A 15,020-nucleotide genomic window follows, 5' to 3' on the forward strand; every position below is an offset into this window, starting at 1 on the left:
TCACCACTCGATCCAAATCTCTGTCGTGTCGCGCCCGCAGAGGCCGCGCGGCAAAACCCAATGAAAGGATCCCGGGATGTCAGATCCGTTTCTCGGCGAAGTCAGACTGTTCGCCTTTCCGCGTATCCCCGATGGCTGGCTCGCATGCGACGGACAGTCGCTGTCGATCTCCACCTATGACGCGCTCTACGCGGTGATCGGCACGACCTATGGCGGCGACGGCGTGCAAACTTTCAATTTGCCGGATCTGCGCGGCCGCGTTCCGATCGGACAGGGGCAGGCGCCGGGTGGGCCGTTCTACGTGTTGGGTGAAATGGCCGGCGAGGACGAGCATATGCTGATCGCAACCGAGATGCCGGCGCACAATCACGCGCTGCTGTCATCGACCGTCGTTGCGTCGACCGCCGAGCCCGGTCCTACCGTCCATCTGGCCACCGCGTCTGGTGGAACTCTCTACGCTCCCGTGGCTGACGCCGCGCCCTACGCGGTGATGTCGTCCACGTCGCTCGGCCTTGCCGGGCAGAACCAGCCGCACAACAACATCATGCCGACCGTCGTGGGCAATTATTGCATCTGCATCAACGGCATCTTCCCGTCGCCAGGCTGAAGCTCCTCGCGGTTCGATCGGCTTCATCGTGCACACTCGAGGAGAGACGACGTGTCCAACCCCTTCATCGGCGAAATTCAGGCTTTTCCCTTCACCTTCGCGACCGGCGGCTTCAACAATGCCTGGCTGCCGTGCTTCGGCCAGGTGGTGCCGATCCAGCGTTTCTCGCCGCTGTTCGCGCTGATCGGGACGTACTATGGCGGCAACGGCACCACCAACTTCCAGCTGCCCAACCTGAGCGGCAGCATCACCAACAGCCAGGGCGACGGACCGGGCCTGCAACCGCGCATCATCGGTGAGACCATGGGCAGCAGCACCGTGTCCCTGGTATCCACCGAGCTGCCCAGCCACACGCACAACCTGCAGCTCGGGAGCAAGACCGCGGCGAATGCGACGCCGGGACCAGGGGCGCCCGCGACCACGGTCGCCATCGATCCCGTCTTCAACGGCTTCGTGCCGCCGCCAGCCAACACCACGTTGGCTCCCAATGCGGTCACGTTCACCGGGCAGAACATTCCGCACGACAACATGCAGCCGACCCAGGCGCTGATCTGGTGCATCGCCTATGCCGGCGTCTTCCCCTCGTTCAACAATTCCTGAGCCGACGCCGACGGTGACGACCATCGTAAGCGAGATCGTCTCGCCGGACGCGCGCTTGCGGCTGCGGCTCGCCGAAGCCGCCGACGAACAATTCCTGCGCGATCTCTTCCGCTCCGTCAAAGGCGCGCAACTCGCCATGGCCGGGCTGCCACCGGCGATGCTCGACGTCGTGCTCGCGCAGCAATATCGCGCGCAGGTCGCCGGCTATGCCGCGCAATGCCCGGCGGCGCATTCCATGATCATCCTGCGCGACGGGTCGCCCGTCGGGCGGCTGCTGCTCGATCGCGCGGCGTCGCGATGGCATGTCGTCGATCTCGCGCTGTTGCCCGGCACGCGCAATGCGGGTGTCGGGCGTGAGATCATGCAGTCGGTCGCCACGGCGGCCCGGGAGCAGGGCGCCGATGTGCTCTCGCTCGCGGTCGCCACCACCAACGAGGATGCGATGCGGTTCTATGCCCGGCTTGGCTTCCGCGAGATCGCGGACGACACTAGCGCCTCGCATTGCCGGATGGAGCTTGTGCTGGCGCCCTAGCCGGAAGGTGCGACCTCGCGCAGGAACGCGATCAGCGCCGCATTCACCTCGTCGGCACGTTCCTGCTGGATCCAGTGGCCGGCGCCGTCGATGATCAGCTTGCGCCGCAGATTCGGCAGCACGCGCTCCATGTCCTGGACGCGCTTGGCGCCGATGATCCCTTTGATCACGGCATCGTCGCCGCCGGCGATGAACAGCGAGGGCTGGCGGATCTGTGCATCCTGCCAGGGCGCGGTCAGCTCCCAATTGCGATCGATGTTGCGGTACCAGTTGAGGCCGCCGCGGAAACCCGAGGCACGGTAGGCCGTCACGAACTCGGCGAGGTCGGCCTCGCTCAGCCATGCCGGCAGTGGCATGTTGGCATTCGTCTCCCCGAGAAAGCCCTTGCCGGGCGCGACGAACAGCGACTGCGGATCGGAAAAACCGCGCGCCAGCATCGTCCGCATGGTCAGCGCGACGTCGCGCTCGAACTCCGCCTCGGCGACACCGGGCGTCTGAAAATACTGCCAGTAGAAGTTTTCGATGCCGCCGGCCTCGAGCGTGTCGAGCGGCCGGCCGCGGCCGCGGAAGGGCGGCGGGACACTCAGTCCGGCCACGGCGGTGAACAGGTCCGGGCGAAACATCGCCGCGTGCCACGCCACCGGCGCGCCCCAGTCGTGGCCGATGATGACGGCGCTGTCTGCGCCGAGCGCCGAGACCAGCGCGACCATGTCGCCGACGTTGTCGAAGATGGAGTAGGCGGCGATATCGCGAGGTGCCTGCGAGCGGCCGAAGCCGCGCATGTCGGGCGCTGCGACCCGATAGCCAGCCTCGGCGAGCGCCGGGATCTGATGCCGCCACGAATAGGACAGCTCCGGCCAGCCATGGCAGAGCAGAACGAGCGGACCGTCGCCTTGTTCGCGCACGAACAGCTCGATCCCGTTGGCTTTGACGATCCGCCCCTGTGACACCGCGTCCTCCCGGTCGATTGTTCGTTCTTGGTCCAACGGTATCGCATCGCGCGCAGGGCGGTGCAAATCGCGGGACAGCCGCCTTTGGCGGCGGACTGCCGAGTTGTTTGCGCACCGCCCAGATGCTAGATTCCGAGCGCGCTCCAGAGCTTAGCCGATGAATCTCATGCTTTTACCGTTCCGCCGCGCCAGCGCCACGTCCGGCCGGACGACGCGTGCCCTCATCGTCCTGGCGGCCGCGCTGGCCGTCGGCTGGAGCGGGATGCTCTATGCCGCGAACCAGAGCGTCCAGGGCGCCAAGAAGGACGACGGCGGCTTCGATGGCGATGCGCCGACCGCAATCCTGGTCGAGGCCAACAGCGGCAGCGTGCTGTTCGAGAAGAACGCCGACGAGCTGCGTGCCCCCTCCAGCATGATGAAGCTGATGACCGCCGAGGTGGTCTTCAACGCCGTCAAGGACGGCACGATCAAGCTCAACGACGAATACCGGATCAGCGAGAATGCCTGGCGCAAGGGCGGCGCGCCGTCGGGCACCTCGACGATGTTCGCGGCCCTTAACAGCAAGGTCTCGGTCAGCGACCTCCTGCACGGCGCGATCATCCAGAGCGGCAACGATGCCTGCATCGCGCTCGCCGAGGGCATGGCCGGCAACGAGAAGATCTTTGCCGCCGACTACATGACCAAGCGGGCGCGCGAGCTCGGCCTGTCCAAATCGACTTTCGCAAATTCCAACGGGCTGCCCGACCCCGGCAACAAGATGACCGTGCGCGAGCTGTCGATGCTGGCGCGGCACATCATCCTGGACTTCCCGGAATTCTATAAGCTGTTCGGCGAGAAGGAATTCACCTGGAACAAGATCCGCCAGCAGAACCGCAATCCGCTGCTGAACGCGATGGAAGGCGCCGACGGGCTGAAGACCGGCTACACCAAGGAGGGCGGCTACGGCATGGTCGGCTCCGCCGTGCAGAACGGCACGCGGCTGATCGTCGTGGTCAACGGCCTGGAGGATCCCGAGGATCGCGCCACCGAGGCCAAGAAGATGCTGGAATGGGGGTTTCGCAATTTCGAGACCCGCACCTTGTTCGCCGCCGACCAGACGCTCGGCTATGCAAAAGTGTTCGGCGGCGAGAGTCGCTCGGTGAAGCTGTCGAGCCCGGTGCCGGTCAAGGTGATGGTGCAGAAGAACGGCGGCGAGAAGCTGCTCGCGCGCATCATCTACAGCGGCCCGGTGAAGGCGCCGGTCGAGCCGGGTCAGAAGGTCGGGGTTGTCAGGGTCTGGCGCGGCCCCAATATCGCCATGGAGGCCCCCGTCTATGCGGCGGAAGCCGTGGGCAGGGGGTCCACGATGCGGCGCGCGATCGATGGGGCGAGCGAGCTCGTGATCGGAATGTTCCGCGCCGGGGCCGAGAAGCTCTAGAGACATGGCGGATGCAGCTTTGAAACGTGGTCCTGGCCGCGGCCGATTCGTCACCTTCGAGGGCGGTGAGGGCGCCGGAAAATCCACGCAGATCAAGATGTTGGCGGATCGTCTGGAGAAAGAGGGTGTGCGCGTGGTGCTGACCCGCGAGCCCGGCGGTTCCCCCGGCGCCGAGATCATGCGCCACCTCGTGCTCTCGGGCATGGGCAAGCTGCTCGGCGCGGAGGCCGAGACGCTGCTGTTCGCCGCCGCCCGCGACGACCATGTGCGCAGCGTGATTCTCCCGGCGCTCAACCAGGGCAGCTGGGTGCTGTGCGACCGTTTCTTCGATTCGACCCGCGCCTACCAGGGCAGCCAGGGCAAGGTCGCGCCCGACGTGCTCAACGCGATGCAGCGGGTCACGATCGGCGACCTCAAGCCGGATTTGACACTCATCCTCGATGTGCCCGTCGAGGTCGGCCTGCAGCGCGCCTCGGCGCGGCGCGGCAGCGGCACGCCGGACAGGTTCGAGAGCGAGGACATCAAGTTCCACAAGGGCCTGCGCGACGCCTTTCACAACATCGCCGCCGCTGAGCCGCGGCGCTGCGTGCTGATCGATGCCACCGCGAATGCCGAGACGGTATCGCATATCGTCTGGGACGCCGTGCGGGAGCGCCTGTTCACGGCCGTGGCGGCGGCATCATGAGCGCGCGCAAGGTCGAGCCGGAGATCGCGGTCCGCCATCCGCGCGAGACCACGGCGCTGTTCGGGCACCGCGAGGCGGAGGCCGCGCTGCTGGCCGCCTATCGGAGCGGACGAATGGCGCATGCCTGGCTGATCGGAGGGCCGCAGGGCATCGGCAAGGCGACCTTGGCCTATCGCATGGCGCGCTTCGTGCTGACCCATCGCGATCCCATGGCGCCTGAAGTGCACGCAGCCGAATCGCTGCACGTCGATGCCGACGACCATGTCGCCCGCCTGATCGCCTCGGAAGCGCATGGCGGGCTGCTGACGCTGGAGCGCTCGGCGAACGACAAGGGCGTGCTGCGCACGGTCATCACCGTCGACGAGACCCGCGAGACGATCTCGTTCTTCGGCTCGACGGCGGCCGTCGAAGGCTGGCGCGTCTGCATCGTCGACACCGTCGACGAGCTCAATCCGAACGCGGCGAATGCGCTGCTCAAGATCCTCGAGGAGCCGCCGCAGCAATCGCTGTTCCTGCTGGTGAGCCACGCGCCGGCCCGGGTGCTCGCGACCATCAAATCGCGCTGCCGCCGGCTTTCGCTGCGGGCGCTGTCGACCGAGGACGTCATCAGCGCCGCGGCCGAGGCGACCGGCATGGACGGCGGCGATCCGGCGCTGCGCGAGGCCGCCAAGGCCTCCGAAGGCAGCGTCTCCAGGACCCTGATGCTGATGGGCGGCGACGGGCTGCAGCTGCAGACCCGCACCGCCGCGCTGCTCGCAAGCCTGCCGCGAATCGACGCTGGCGAGCTGCATGCCCTCGGCGACGCGCTCGGCACCAGCGACCGCGTCGCGCTGGCGAGCTTCCTCGACAGCATCGAGCGCTGGGTGGCGGAACGGCTGCGGGCGCAAGATCCCAACGCGGAACTGCCGCGCCTTGCACGGCTGGCGGAGGTATGGGAAAAGATCGTCCGCGCCGCGCGCGACACCGAATCCTATAATCTGGAGCGAAAACCGCTGGTTTTCTCGGTGTTCGGGATGCTCGCCGAAGCCACGCGGTAACGCGCCGACCATCATCCCGGGATCATCAGGATCAATCCGTCCATCGACGGCGTCAAAGAGGAATCTGCCGTGGCCAAGGCCAGCAAGACAACCGTGAAGAAGGGCAAGCCGGCGACCAAGGGCGCCGCGACGAAGGCTGCCGCCAAAAAGACAGCGAAGTCTCCCGCCAAGGCCAAGGCCGGCGCGAAAGCGAAGGCAGTTAAGGGCAAGGACACCAAGGACAAGGCGAACAAGGCAAAGGCCGCCAAGGTAGCGGCTGCCAAAGCCAAGGCACCGAAATCCAAAGCACCGACGTCTAAGGCACCAGCTTCCAAGGCCGCGACGTCAAAGGCGTCCAAGAGCGCCGCCAAGAAGGGCGTGAAAACTCCTGCAAAGAAGGCCGCGGCCAAGCCTGCGGCACCGGCCAAGACGACCGCGACCAAAGCCGCCGCCACGAAGCCCACGCCCTCGAAGAAGCCGGCTGTGACGAAGGCCGCGCCTGCTCCGAAGCCGGTCGCGCCAGCGGCCGCCGAGAGCCCGAAGCCGCCGCGCGCCGCGAAGCCGAAGGCTCCGCGCAAGCGAGAGGTCGAGGCCGTCGCGGCTCCCGAGATCGAAATCGCCGCGGTCGATGTGGCAGAGGTTGAGGTTGTCGAGATCGAGTTCACCGATACCGAGGAAACGGCCGAGCCCGTTACGGCCGCGCCCGCCGATGGCAACACGTTCTATGTCACGACCGCGATCGCCTATCCCAATGGCAGCCCGCATATCGGCCACGCCTATGAGGCGATCGCGACCGATGCCATCGCGCGGTTCGCGCGGCTCGACGGCAAGGACGTGTTCTTCCTGACCGGCACCGACGAGCACGGCCTGAAGATGGTGCAGACCGCGCAGAACGAGGGCCTGACGCCGTCCGAGCTCGCCACCCGCAATGCCGGCCGCTTCCGCGAGATGGACGAGCGGCTGAACGTCTCGTTCGACCGCTTCATCCGCACCACCGAGCCCGCCCACCACAAGTCGGTGCAGGCGATCTGGACGCGCATGCTCGAGAATGGCGACATCTACGCCGACACCTATTCCGGCTGGTACTCGGTCCGCGACGAGGCCTACTACGCCGAGGAGGAGACCGTCGTCGGCGAGGACAATGTCCGCCGCGGGCCGCAGGGCACGCCGGTCGAATGGGTCGAGGAGAAGAGCTACTTCTTCCGCCTCTCGGCCTATCAGGACAGACTGCTGGCGCTGTATGAGAGCCAGCCCGAGTTCATCGGGCCGGATGCGCGGCGCAACGAGATCACGAGCTTCGTCCGAGGCGGGCTGAAAGACCTCTCGATCTCGCGCACGACCTTCGACTGGGGCGTCCGCGTGCCCCACGACGACGAGCACGTGATGTATGTCTGGGTCGACGCGCTGACCAACTACATCACCGGGGTCGGCTTCCCCGACGAGAGCGACAGGAACTGGAAGTATTGGCCGGCCGACGTGCACGTCATCGGCAAGGACATCATCCGCTTCCATGCGGTGTACTGGCCGGCGTTCCTGATGTCCGCCGGCGTGCCCGTGCCGAAGCGGGTCTATGCGCATGGCTTCCTGTTCAACAGGGGCGAGAAGATGTCGAAGTCGGTCGGCAACGTCGTCGATCCGTTCAACCTTGCCGACCAGTATGGCGTCGACCAGCTGCGCTATTTCTTCCTGCGCGAGGTGCCGTTCGGCCAGGACGGCAACTACAATCACGAGGCGATCGTCGCACGCATCAACGCCGATCTCGCCAACGACCTCGGCAATCTGGCGCAGCGCTCGCTGTCGATGATCACGAAGCAATTGGGCGGCGTACTGCCCGAGCCTGGCGAGTTCTCGGCCAACGACCAGGCGATCCTGGCCGAGGCCGATGCGATGATCGGCGCGGCGCGGAAGGCGATGGCGACGCAGCAGATCCATCAGTGGCTCAATGCCGTGTGGTCGGTCGTGGCCGAGGCCAACCGGTATTTCGCGGGCGAGGCGCCGTGGGCGCTGGCGAAGACCGATCCGAAGCGCCAGCACACCGTGCTCTATGTCACCGCCGAGGTGATCCGGCAGGTCGCGATCCTGACCCAGCCGGTGATGCCCGCGGCGTCGGCGAAGCTGCTCGACAGCCTCGGCATCCCCGAGGGTGAGCGCAGCTTCGCGCGGCTTGGTGGCGAGGTGCGCATCGCGCCCGGCACGCAATTGCCGGCGCCGCAGGCGGTGTTCCCGCGCTACATCGAGCCGACGGCGGCGTGATGCTGGTCGATAGTCACTGCCATCTTGATTTTCCGGATTTCGCCGAGGATCTGGATGGCATCGTCACGCGTGCCGCCGCCGCCGGCGTCGGCCGCCTGGTCACGATCTCGACACGGGTGCGCAGGCTCCCCGAGCTGCTCGCGATCGCCGAGCGGTTCGACAACGTGTTCTGCTCTGTCGGCACGCATCCTCACAATGCGGATGAGGAGGACGGCATCTCGGCCGAGGAGCTCATCGCGCTGACCAGGCATCCGAAGGTCGTCGCGCTCGGCGAGGCAGGGCTGGATAATTTCTACGACCACGGCTCCAAGGACGCCCAGGAGCGCGGGTTCCGGGCGCACATCGCGGCCGCCCGCGAGACGGGCCTGCCGCTGGTGATCCATACCCGCGAGGCCGACGAGCAGTGCAGCCGCATCCTCGACGAGGAGATGGCGCGCGGACCTTTCAAGGCCGTGCTGCATTGCTACACCGGCGGACGCGAGCTGGCGATGAAGGCGATCGATCTCGGACTGCACATCTCGTTCACGGGCATCGTGACGTTCAAGAAGTCGGACACGCTGCGCGCGCTCGCCGCCGAGGTGCCGGCCGACCGCATCATGGTCGAGACCGACGCGCCGTATCTCGCGCCCGGAAAGTTCCGCGGCAAGCGCAACGAGCCGGCCTATGTGGTCGAGACCGCCAAGGTGCTTGCGGAAACCCGCGGCGTGTCGTTCGAGGAGTTCTCGCGCCAGACCTCGGACACGTTCTTCAAGCTGTTCTCCAAGGTTCCGCGACCGCAGGAGCACTCATGACCCTGACGCTCACCATCCTCGGCTGCGGCTCATCGGCCGGCGTGCCGCGTCCGGCGCTGGGGTGGGGCGCATGCGATCCGAACAATCCCAGGAATCGCCGCCGTCGCTGCTCGCTGCTGGCCGAGCGCCGCGGCGCGCATGGGGTAACGCGCGTGGTGATCGACACCTCGCCCGATCTGCGCGAGCAGCTGATCGACAGCCATGTCGATCACATCGACGCGGTGTTCCTGACGCATGAGCATGCCGACCAGACCCACGGCATCGATGATCTGCGCTCGGTGGTGCTGCATCAGCGCCGCCGCATCCCGGTCTACCTGAACCAGTCGACCGCCAAGGACATCATGCACCGGTTCTCGTATTGCTTCATCTCGCCACCCGGCAGCGACTATCCGCCGATCCTCACCCAGCACTCGATCGAGGCCGGCGAGACCCAGGCAGTGGAAGGGAAGGGCGGTGAGCTCAGGCTGACGGCGTTCCTGGTCCAGCACGGCAACATCGAAGCGCTCGGCTACCGCATCGGCGACGCCGCCTACACGCCGGATCTCAACGACATTCCCGAGGAGAGCTGGGGCGCGCTCGAGGATCTCGACCTCTGGATCGTCGACGGTCTGCGGCCGGCGTCGCATCCCAGCCATTTCTCGGTCAATGACGCGCTCGCCTGGATCGAGCGCTTCAAGCCGAGGCGCGCCGTCATCACCAACATGACCGCCGACCTCGACTACGAGGTGCTGCGCCAGAGCCTGCCGGCCGGCGTGGTGCCCGCCTATGACGGCATGCGGCTGGAGCTGACGGCGTAGGCCTCTCGGCCACCGGCCGTCATTGCGAGGAGCCGAAGGCGACGAAGCAATCCAGAGCCGTTGCGGGACTCTGAATTGCTTCGCTTCGCTCGCAATGACGGTTTTGGCCAGCCACGAGGTTTCAAGCTCGGCCAATACCAGGGACATGGAGGCGCTACATGCTGTCGCTGTTCTTCGAGGTCGAGGTCAAGCCCGGCCATCTCGACCAGTATCTGCAACTGGCCGCCGCGCTGCGGCCGGAGCTCGACGCGCTCGGCGGCTGCCTCTTCCTCGACCGCTTCAAGAGCCTGTCGCGCGCCAACCTGATCCTGTCCTACCAGATCTGGCAGGACGAGGGCGCGATGACCGCCTGGCGCGTGCACGCGCATCACCACGACATCCAGACGCTCGGCCGCGACAAGGTGTTTTCAGATTATCGCCTGCGCATCGCCGAGCTGGTCCACGAGGTGAGACTGGGGCAGGCGGCGTGGATGCCAGAGCGGAGAGGGACGTACAACGATCCGAAGCGGCGTGCACCGACCTATGTGCTGGTGTTGGAGACGTCAGAGCCGGAGCTGAGCGCCGCAACGGAGCTATCGGTCGAGAGCTTTTCCAGCGTGTATCGCGAAGGCCGCTTCGCGCATTTGATCGAGCTGCCGGATGAGCCCACCGGCATCGCGCTCGTCACGCAGCTGCTTACCGAACCAGGCGCCGACAACATTCGCGTGGGGGAAGTTACCCGCGACTACGGCATGTACGACCGCCGGGAAGCGCCGCAATACTATCCGGAGAAGAGCAGAGACGGCTGAGTCATGATTCGCGCTTCTTGGGCAGCTCAACCGACTGCTGCCGCCCATCTACCAAATCTCGATGTATCAGGACCGGCGAACCCATAAGCATGAATGGTCGACGATGACTACGCGCGAGAGAGAACTGGTTCTGGATACACCTAGCGGAAAAATCAGGGTGTTGGACGAGCCGTCCTACACGTTCGGATCGACCGACAATCTGCGTCGATACGAAAGTGAATACCGGCTGGATGACTCCACACCCTATTCCATTTACGGGGTCAGCATCGACGGGAAGTGGTCGGTGGTTTTCGGCGCCGGTCGAGGGCCGACGACCGTGCATCAACATTCTGCCGTCGAGCTCAACGGGCGGTTGTTCCTTGCCATCGGCAACCAGGTTGTGTGCCTCGACCTGCAGACCGCGAAGATTGAATGGTCATTGGAGGTTGATTGGGCATCGTGTTTCGGCGTGTATTGGGACGACGGGCACCACGCGCTCATCTCTCACGGCGAACTCCAGATCTCGCGGCTATCCCTCAAGGGGGAGAAGATCTGGGCCACAGACGGTCGTGATATCTTCACCGAGGGATTTCGGTGCCTCCCAATGGCGATTGAAGTGATCGACTTCAATCAAGAGGTTTATCAGCTCGACTACCTGACTGGCAGGGTGCTGAACCGGCGATAGGCCGCGCTGGTCGGAGACCGATCCCTTCGCGCCATCCTGACGAGGAGCAAACGGCAGTTGGGACGCAAAAAAAAAAGCCGGCGGCGGCCGCAGCCGCGATGGCCATGACTGTGCCCTCGCCCCCAAGGCGAAGCGAAGCTTCGCCCGGGTGGGAGAGGACTCAATGGTGCTCGCTGCGGACTCACTCGGGTGAGGGGTTCGTGCCTCACATTCCGCTTTAAGCTCGTGGCGATCCCTCACCCGGTTTCGATGCTTCGCATCGAAACCACCCTCTCCCACAAGGGGAGAGGGTGCACCATCCGTGTCGATAAGGCTCATCAGATCGGCTGACAGTTCGGCAGCCCTAAGCCGAAATCGCCTTCGCCGAATTCACCTCGTTGCGCAGCAGGAACTTCTGGATCTTGCCCGTCGACGTCTTCGGGATCGGCCCGAACACCACGACCTTGGGCGTCTTGAAGCCCGACATGTGGCTGCGGCAATAGGCGATGATTTCGGCTTCCGTGGCCTGCGCGCCATCCTTGAGCTCGACGAAGGCGCAGGGCACCTCGCCCCACTTCGGATCGGGCTTGGCGACGACGGCGGCGAACAGCACGGCGGGGTGCTTGTAGAGGATGTCCTCGACCTCGACGGAGGAGATGTTCTCGCCGCCGGAGATGATGATGTCTTTGGAGCGGTCCTTGATGATGACATAGCCGTGCTCGTCGAGCACACCGAGATCGCCGGTATGAAACCAGCCGCCGGCAAACGCGTCGGTCGTCGCCTTCTCGTTCTTCAGATAGCCTTTCATGACGATGTTGCCGCGGAACATGACCTCGCCGATGGTCTCGCCGTCGCGCGGCACCTCCTGCATCGTCTCCGGATTGAGCACGGTGACGGCTTCCTGGAGGGGATAGGGCACGCCCTGACGCCGCTTCAGCCGCGCGCGTTCAGGCGCCGGCAAATCGTCCCAGCCGGGCTGCTCGGCGCAGACGGAGGCGGGGCCGTAGACCTCGGTGAGGCCGTAGACATGGGTCAGCTTGATGCCGATGCTCTCGGCGCCCTCGAGCACCGCGACCGGCGGCGCGGCGCCGGCGATCAGGCCGACCACCGGCTTCTCGCGCTTGCCTTTGGGCGCATCCGGCGCATTGATCAGCACGTTGTAGACGATCGGCGCGCCGCACATATGGGTGACGCCGTGGGTCTTGATCAGCTCGAAGATCTTGGTCGGCTCGACCTTGCGCAGGCAGACATTGACGCCGGCCGCGGCCGCCATGGTCCAGGGGAAACACCAGCCGTTGCAGTGGAACATCGGCAGGGTCCAGAGATAGACCGGATGCTGGCCGAGCCCGCCGGCGAGGATGTTGCTGACGGCGTTGAGATAGGCGCCGCGGTGATGGGTCACGACACCCTTCGGATTGCCTGTGGTGCCCGAGGTGTAGCTCATCGCGATCGCGTCCCATTCATCGGCGGGACGGCGCGGTTCGAAGGCGGGATCGCCTGAGGCGACGGCGGCCTCGTATTCGATCTCGCCGATGCGGCTGCCGCCCGCGTAGGACGCGTCATCGACGTCGATCACAAACGGCTTTGCGCCGCTCATCAGCTTCAGCGCCTCGCTGATCACGCCGGAGAATTCCGGATCGACCAGGATGATCCTGGCCTGCCCGTGGTCGAGCTGGAATGCGATTGACGGCGCATCGAGGCGGATGTTGAGCGTGTTGAGCACCGCGCCGGTCATCGGCACGGCGAAATGCGCCTCGTTCATTGCCGGGATGTTCGGCAGCATCGCCGCCACGGTGTCACCGATGCCGATGCCGCGGCCGGCGAGATAGGACGCGAAGCGGCGGCAGCGCTCATAGGTCTGGCGCCAGGTGAAGCTGCGGCCCTCATAGACCGTGCTGACATGGTCCGGGTAGACGGCCGCGCTGCGCGCCAGGAAGCTGAGCGGGGTCAGGGGGACGTAATTGGCCGCGTTCTTGTCGAGACCGAGCTGATACTGGTTCGTGCTCATCACCACCCTCCCTTGTCGTCTGAAGAGTTTACAGGAACCCGATCGAAATCCACGGAAAAATCGCAACGATGATCAGGCCGATGAGAAGCGCCAGCATGTAGCCCCAGATCGGCCGGATACCTTCGGCGGGATCGACCCGGCCGATCGCGCAGGCGGCGTAATATCCGACCCCGAACGGCGGCGCGAACAGGCCAATGCCCATCGCCAGGATGACCACCATAGCATAGTGCACCTCGTGCACGCCGACCGCGCGCGCGATCGGAAACAGCAGCGGCCCGAACAACACGATCGCCGGGATGCCCTCCAGCACGCTGCCAAGGATGGTGAAGGCCACGATCGAGACCGCGATGAAGGTCGCAGGCCCACCCGGCAAGCCGGTCATGGCGGCGGCCAGCGAGCGCGAGAAGCCGGATTGTGTCAGGCCCCAGGCCATACCGGTGGCCGTGCCGATGATCAGCAGGATCGCACCGGACAGCGCTGCAGTCTCGATCAGCATCGGCATCAGCCGGCGCCAGTCGAAGCGGCGGTAGACCAGCAGGCCCGCGAGCACGCCATAGACGATGCCGATGGTCGAGACTTCCGTGGCCGTCGCGATGCCCTCGACCACGGCGGCGCGGATCACGAAGGGCAGGGCCAGGGCAGGGACCGACACGATGAAGGCCTTGCCGATCTCGGCGCCGGTCGCCCGCCTCACCCCACTCATGTCCTCGTTGCGATAGCGCCACCACACCAGCGCGCACAGCGTGAACGCCAGCACCACGCCGGGCAGCAGGCCGCCGGTGAACAGCGCCGCGATCGAGACGCCGGTGACGGAGCCGATGGTGATCAGCACCAGGCTCGGCGGGATGGTCTCGGTCTGCGCGCCCGTGGCGGCGAGCAGGGCGACGAGATCGCCCGGCTTGGCGCCGCGCGCCTTCATCTCCGGAAACAGCACCGGCGCGACCGCGGCCATGTCGGCCGCCTTGGCGCCGGAGATGCCGGACACGAGATACATCGCGCCGACCAGCACGTAATGCAGACCGCCGCGGACATGGCCGAGCAGGCTCGCCAGGAACGCGACCATCGCGCGGGCCATGCCGGTCATCTCGATCAGGAGGCCGAGGAACACGAACAGCGGCACCGAGAGCAGGATGAGATGGCTCATGCCCTCGTCCATGCGCCCAACCAGCACCATCAACGGCGTGCGCGTCGTCAGCGCGAGATAGCCGAAGATCGCGAGCCCGAACGCGAACGCGATCGGCACGCCGGCAAAAACGCAAAAGCCGACCACGCCGACAAAGAAGATCACGAGATTGATGTTGCCGAGCGGCTTCAGCACCGGCTGCGCCAGCCAAAACAGCGTCAGGATCGCCGCGATCGATATGACGGCCAGCAGCATCGTCCGGACGTTGGCGGTGCGCGCGAGCCGGATCAGCGCAAACAGCGCCATCAGGGCGATGCCGACCGGCAACGCGGCCGCGCGACAGATGTTGGAGATCTGCAGCGCCGGCGTGGTGATGTAGCTTTCCTCGTAGGCGTATTCCCAGGCCGGCCAGGCAATCATCACCAGGAACGCCAGCGCGGCGGACGTGGCGATGAGATCGAGATAGGCACGCAAGCCCGGGCTTGCACGCGCCACCATCGCGGTCATCCGCATATGCTCGCTGCGGCGGAACGCAACGGCCGCGCCGAGCATCGCGAGCCACAGGAACAGGATCGACGCCAATTCATCCGACCAGATCAGCGGCTGGTGCACGACGTAGCGTGCCACCACGCCCGCGAACAGGATGACGATCTCGGCCACGACGAGCAGCGCAGCCGGGATCTCGACCAGCAGGCCGAGCAGGGCCTCCAGGCGGTCGAGCCAGGACCAGCGGCGAGGGGTCTCGATGACCACCTCGCTGACGGCTATTTCCGTAAACTCGGCATGCGCCATGACGTCACCTGAACGCGC

The 15,020-nt window shown here is 65.8% G+C and carries 14 protein-coding genes; 11 read left to right on the plus strand and 3 right to left on the minus strand.

The features are described 5' to 3' along the window. The first annotated feature begins 76 nt into the window (after window positions 1-76). The 3 genes from ACQR1L_RS15515 to ACQR1L_RS15525 are packed head-to-tail and all read left to right on the plus strand — an operon-like array spanning window position 77 to window position 1,739. Window positions 77-607, plus strand: coding sequence for a phage tail protein (locus tag ACQR1L_RS15515; RefSeq protein ID WP_434858808.1), 531 nt, complete (start codon window positions 77-79; stop codon window positions 605-607). A gap of 51 nt (window positions 608-658) precedes the next feature. Next, window positions 659-1,207, plus strand: coding sequence for a phage tail protein (locus ACQR1L_RS15520; protein ID WP_434858809.1), 549 nt, complete (start codon window positions 659-661; stop codon window positions 1,205-1,207). Between the two features lie 13 nt (window positions 1,208-1,220). Further along, entirely contained in the window at window positions 1,221-1,739 is a 519-nt protein-coding gene (locus ACQR1L_RS15525) for a GNAT family N-acetyltransferase (protein ID WP_434858810.1), read from the plus strand. Here the strand turns inward: ACQR1L_RS15525 and ACQR1L_RS15530 are convergent. Next, entirely contained in the window at window positions 1,736-2,689 is a 954-nt protein-coding gene (locus ACQR1L_RS15530; protein ID WP_434858811.1) for an alpha/beta fold hydrolase, read from the minus strand. The genes ACQR1L_RS15525 and ACQR1L_RS15530 overlap by 4 nt on opposite strands. Window positions 2,690-2,846: 157 nt before the next feature. Between ACQR1L_RS15530 and ACQR1L_RS15535 the strand changes: the two genes are divergently transcribed. The 8 genes from ACQR1L_RS15535 to ACQR1L_RS15570 all read left to right on the plus strand — a co-directional run bounded on the left by ACQR1L_RS15535 (window position 2,847) and on the right by ACQR1L_RS15570 (window position 11,100). Continuing rightward, window positions 2,847-4,106, plus strand: a complete 1,260-nt coding sequence (locus tag ACQR1L_RS15535; RefSeq protein WP_434858812.1) for a D-alanyl-D-alanine carboxypeptidase family protein — start codon at window positions 2,847-2,849, stop codon at window positions 4,104-4,106. A gap of 4 nt (window positions 4,107-4,110) precedes the next feature. Beyond that, a complete protein-coding gene (gene tmk, locus ACQR1L_RS15540) occupies window positions 4,111-4,791 on the plus strand; it encodes a dTMP kinase (RefSeq protein ID WP_434858813.1) in 681 nt (226 codons plus the stop codon). Beyond that, window positions 4,788-5,828 carry a DNA polymerase III subunit delta' gene (locus tag ACQR1L_RS15545; protein WP_434858814.1) on the plus strand — a complete coding sequence of 347 codons (1,041 nt, stop codon included), beginning with the start codon at window positions 4,788-4,790 and terminating at the stop codon, window positions 5,826-5,828. The genes tmk and ACQR1L_RS15545 overlap by 4 nt, the downstream gene beginning before the upstream one ends. Before the next feature lie 69 nt (window positions 5,829-5,897). After that, a complete protein-coding gene (gene metG, locus ACQR1L_RS15550; RefSeq protein WP_434858815.1) occupies window positions 5,898-8,060 on the plus strand; it encodes a methionine--tRNA ligase in 2,163 nt (720 codons plus the stop codon). Continuing rightward, window positions 8,060-8,851 (plus strand): TatD family hydrolase, encoded by a 792-nt coding sequence (locus ACQR1L_RS15555; protein ID WP_434858816.1) that lies wholly within the window; start codon window positions 8,060-8,062, stop codon window positions 8,849-8,851. Before metG ends, ACQR1L_RS15555 begins: the two co-directional genes overlap by 1 nt. Continuing rightward, window positions 8,848-9,648: an MBL fold metallo-hydrolase gene (locus ACQR1L_RS15560; RefSeq protein WP_434858817.1), complete on the plus strand. Its 801-nt coding sequence runs from the start codon at window positions 8,848-8,850 to the stop codon at window positions 9,646-9,648. Before ACQR1L_RS15555 ends, ACQR1L_RS15560 begins: the two co-directional genes overlap by 4 nt. A 158-nt stretch (window positions 9,649-9,806) precedes the next feature. Further along, window positions 9,807-10,436: an antibiotic biosynthesis monooxygenase family protein gene (locus ACQR1L_RS15565; RefSeq protein WP_434858818.1), complete on the plus strand. Its 630-nt coding sequence runs from the start codon at window positions 9,807-9,809 to the stop codon at window positions 10,434-10,436. 103 nt (window positions 10,437-10,539) lie between these two features. Next, window positions 10,540-11,100 (plus strand): hypothetical protein, encoded by a 561-nt coding sequence (locus ACQR1L_RS15570; RefSeq protein WP_434858819.1) that lies wholly within the window; start codon window positions 10,540-10,542, stop codon window positions 11,098-11,100. A gap of 343 nt (window positions 11,101-11,443) precedes the next feature. Here ACQR1L_RS15570 and ACQR1L_RS15575 read toward each other — a convergent pair whose 3' ends face one another. Both ACQR1L_RS15575 and ACQR1L_RS15580 read right to left on the minus strand, forming a co-directional pair. Further along, window positions 11,444-13,087, minus strand: coding sequence for an acyl-CoA synthetase (locus tag ACQR1L_RS15575; protein ID WP_434858820.1), 1,644 nt, complete (start codon window positions 13,085-13,087; stop codon window positions 11,444-11,446). Window positions 13,088-13,115: 28 nt separating this feature from the next. Next, window positions 13,116-15,002: a TRAP transporter large permease gene (locus ACQR1L_RS15580; RefSeq protein WP_434858821.1), complete on the minus strand. Its 1,887-nt coding sequence runs from the start codon at window positions 15,000-15,002 to the stop codon at window positions 13,116-13,118. Window positions 15,003-15,020 lie beyond the last annotated feature (18 nt).

Origin of the sequence: Bradyrhizobium sp. HKCCYLR20261 (assembly GCF_051168435.1) — a bacterium.
In the GTDB taxonomy this organism is placed as follows: domain Bacteria; phylum Pseudomonadota; class Alphaproteobacteria; order Rhizobiales; family Xanthobacteraceae; genus Bradyrhizobium.

Excerpts from the sequence above, each read along its gene's own strand:
- ACQR1L_RS15515 (WP_434858808.1), top strand. The coding sequence starts at position 77 with ATGTCAGATCCGTTTCTCGGCGAAGTCAGACTGTTCGCCTTTCCGCGT.
- ACQR1L_RS15535 (WP_434858812.1), top strand. The coding sequence starts at position 2,847 with ATGAATCTCATGCTTTTACCGTTCCGCCGCGCCAGCGCCACGTCCGGC.
- tmk (WP_434858813.1), top strand. The coding sequence starts at position 4,111 with ATGGCGGATGCAGCTTTGAAACGTGGTCCTGGCCGCGGCCGATTCGTC.
- ACQR1L_RS15545 (WP_434858814.1), top strand. The coding sequence starts at position 4,788 with ATGAGCGCGCGCAAGGTCGAGCCGGAGATCGCGGTCCGCCATCCGCGC.
- ACQR1L_RS15555 (WP_434858816.1), top strand. The coding sequence starts at position 8,060 with ATGCTGGTCGATAGTCACTGCCATCTTGATTTTCCGGATTTCGCCGAG.
- ACQR1L_RS15560 (WP_434858817.1), top strand. The coding sequence starts at position 8,848 with ATGACCCTGACGCTCACCATCCTCGGCTGCGGCTCATCGGCCGGCGTG.
- ACQR1L_RS15565 (WP_434858818.1), top strand. The coding sequence starts at position 9,807 with ATGCTGTCGCTGTTCTTCGAGGTCGAGGTCAAGCCCGGCCATCTCGAC.
- ACQR1L_RS15570 (WP_434858819.1), top strand. The coding sequence starts at position 10,540 with ATGACTACGCGCGAGAGAGAACTGGTTCTGGATACACCTAGCGGAAAA.
- ACQR1L_RS15575 (WP_434858820.1), bottom strand. The coding sequence starts at position 13,087 with ATGAGCACGAACCAGTATCAGCTCGGTCTCGACAAGAACGCGGCCAAT.
- ACQR1L_RS15580 (WP_434858821.1), bottom strand. The coding sequence starts at position 15,002 with ATGGCGCATGCCGAGTTTACGGAAATAGCCGTCAGCGAGGTGGTCATC.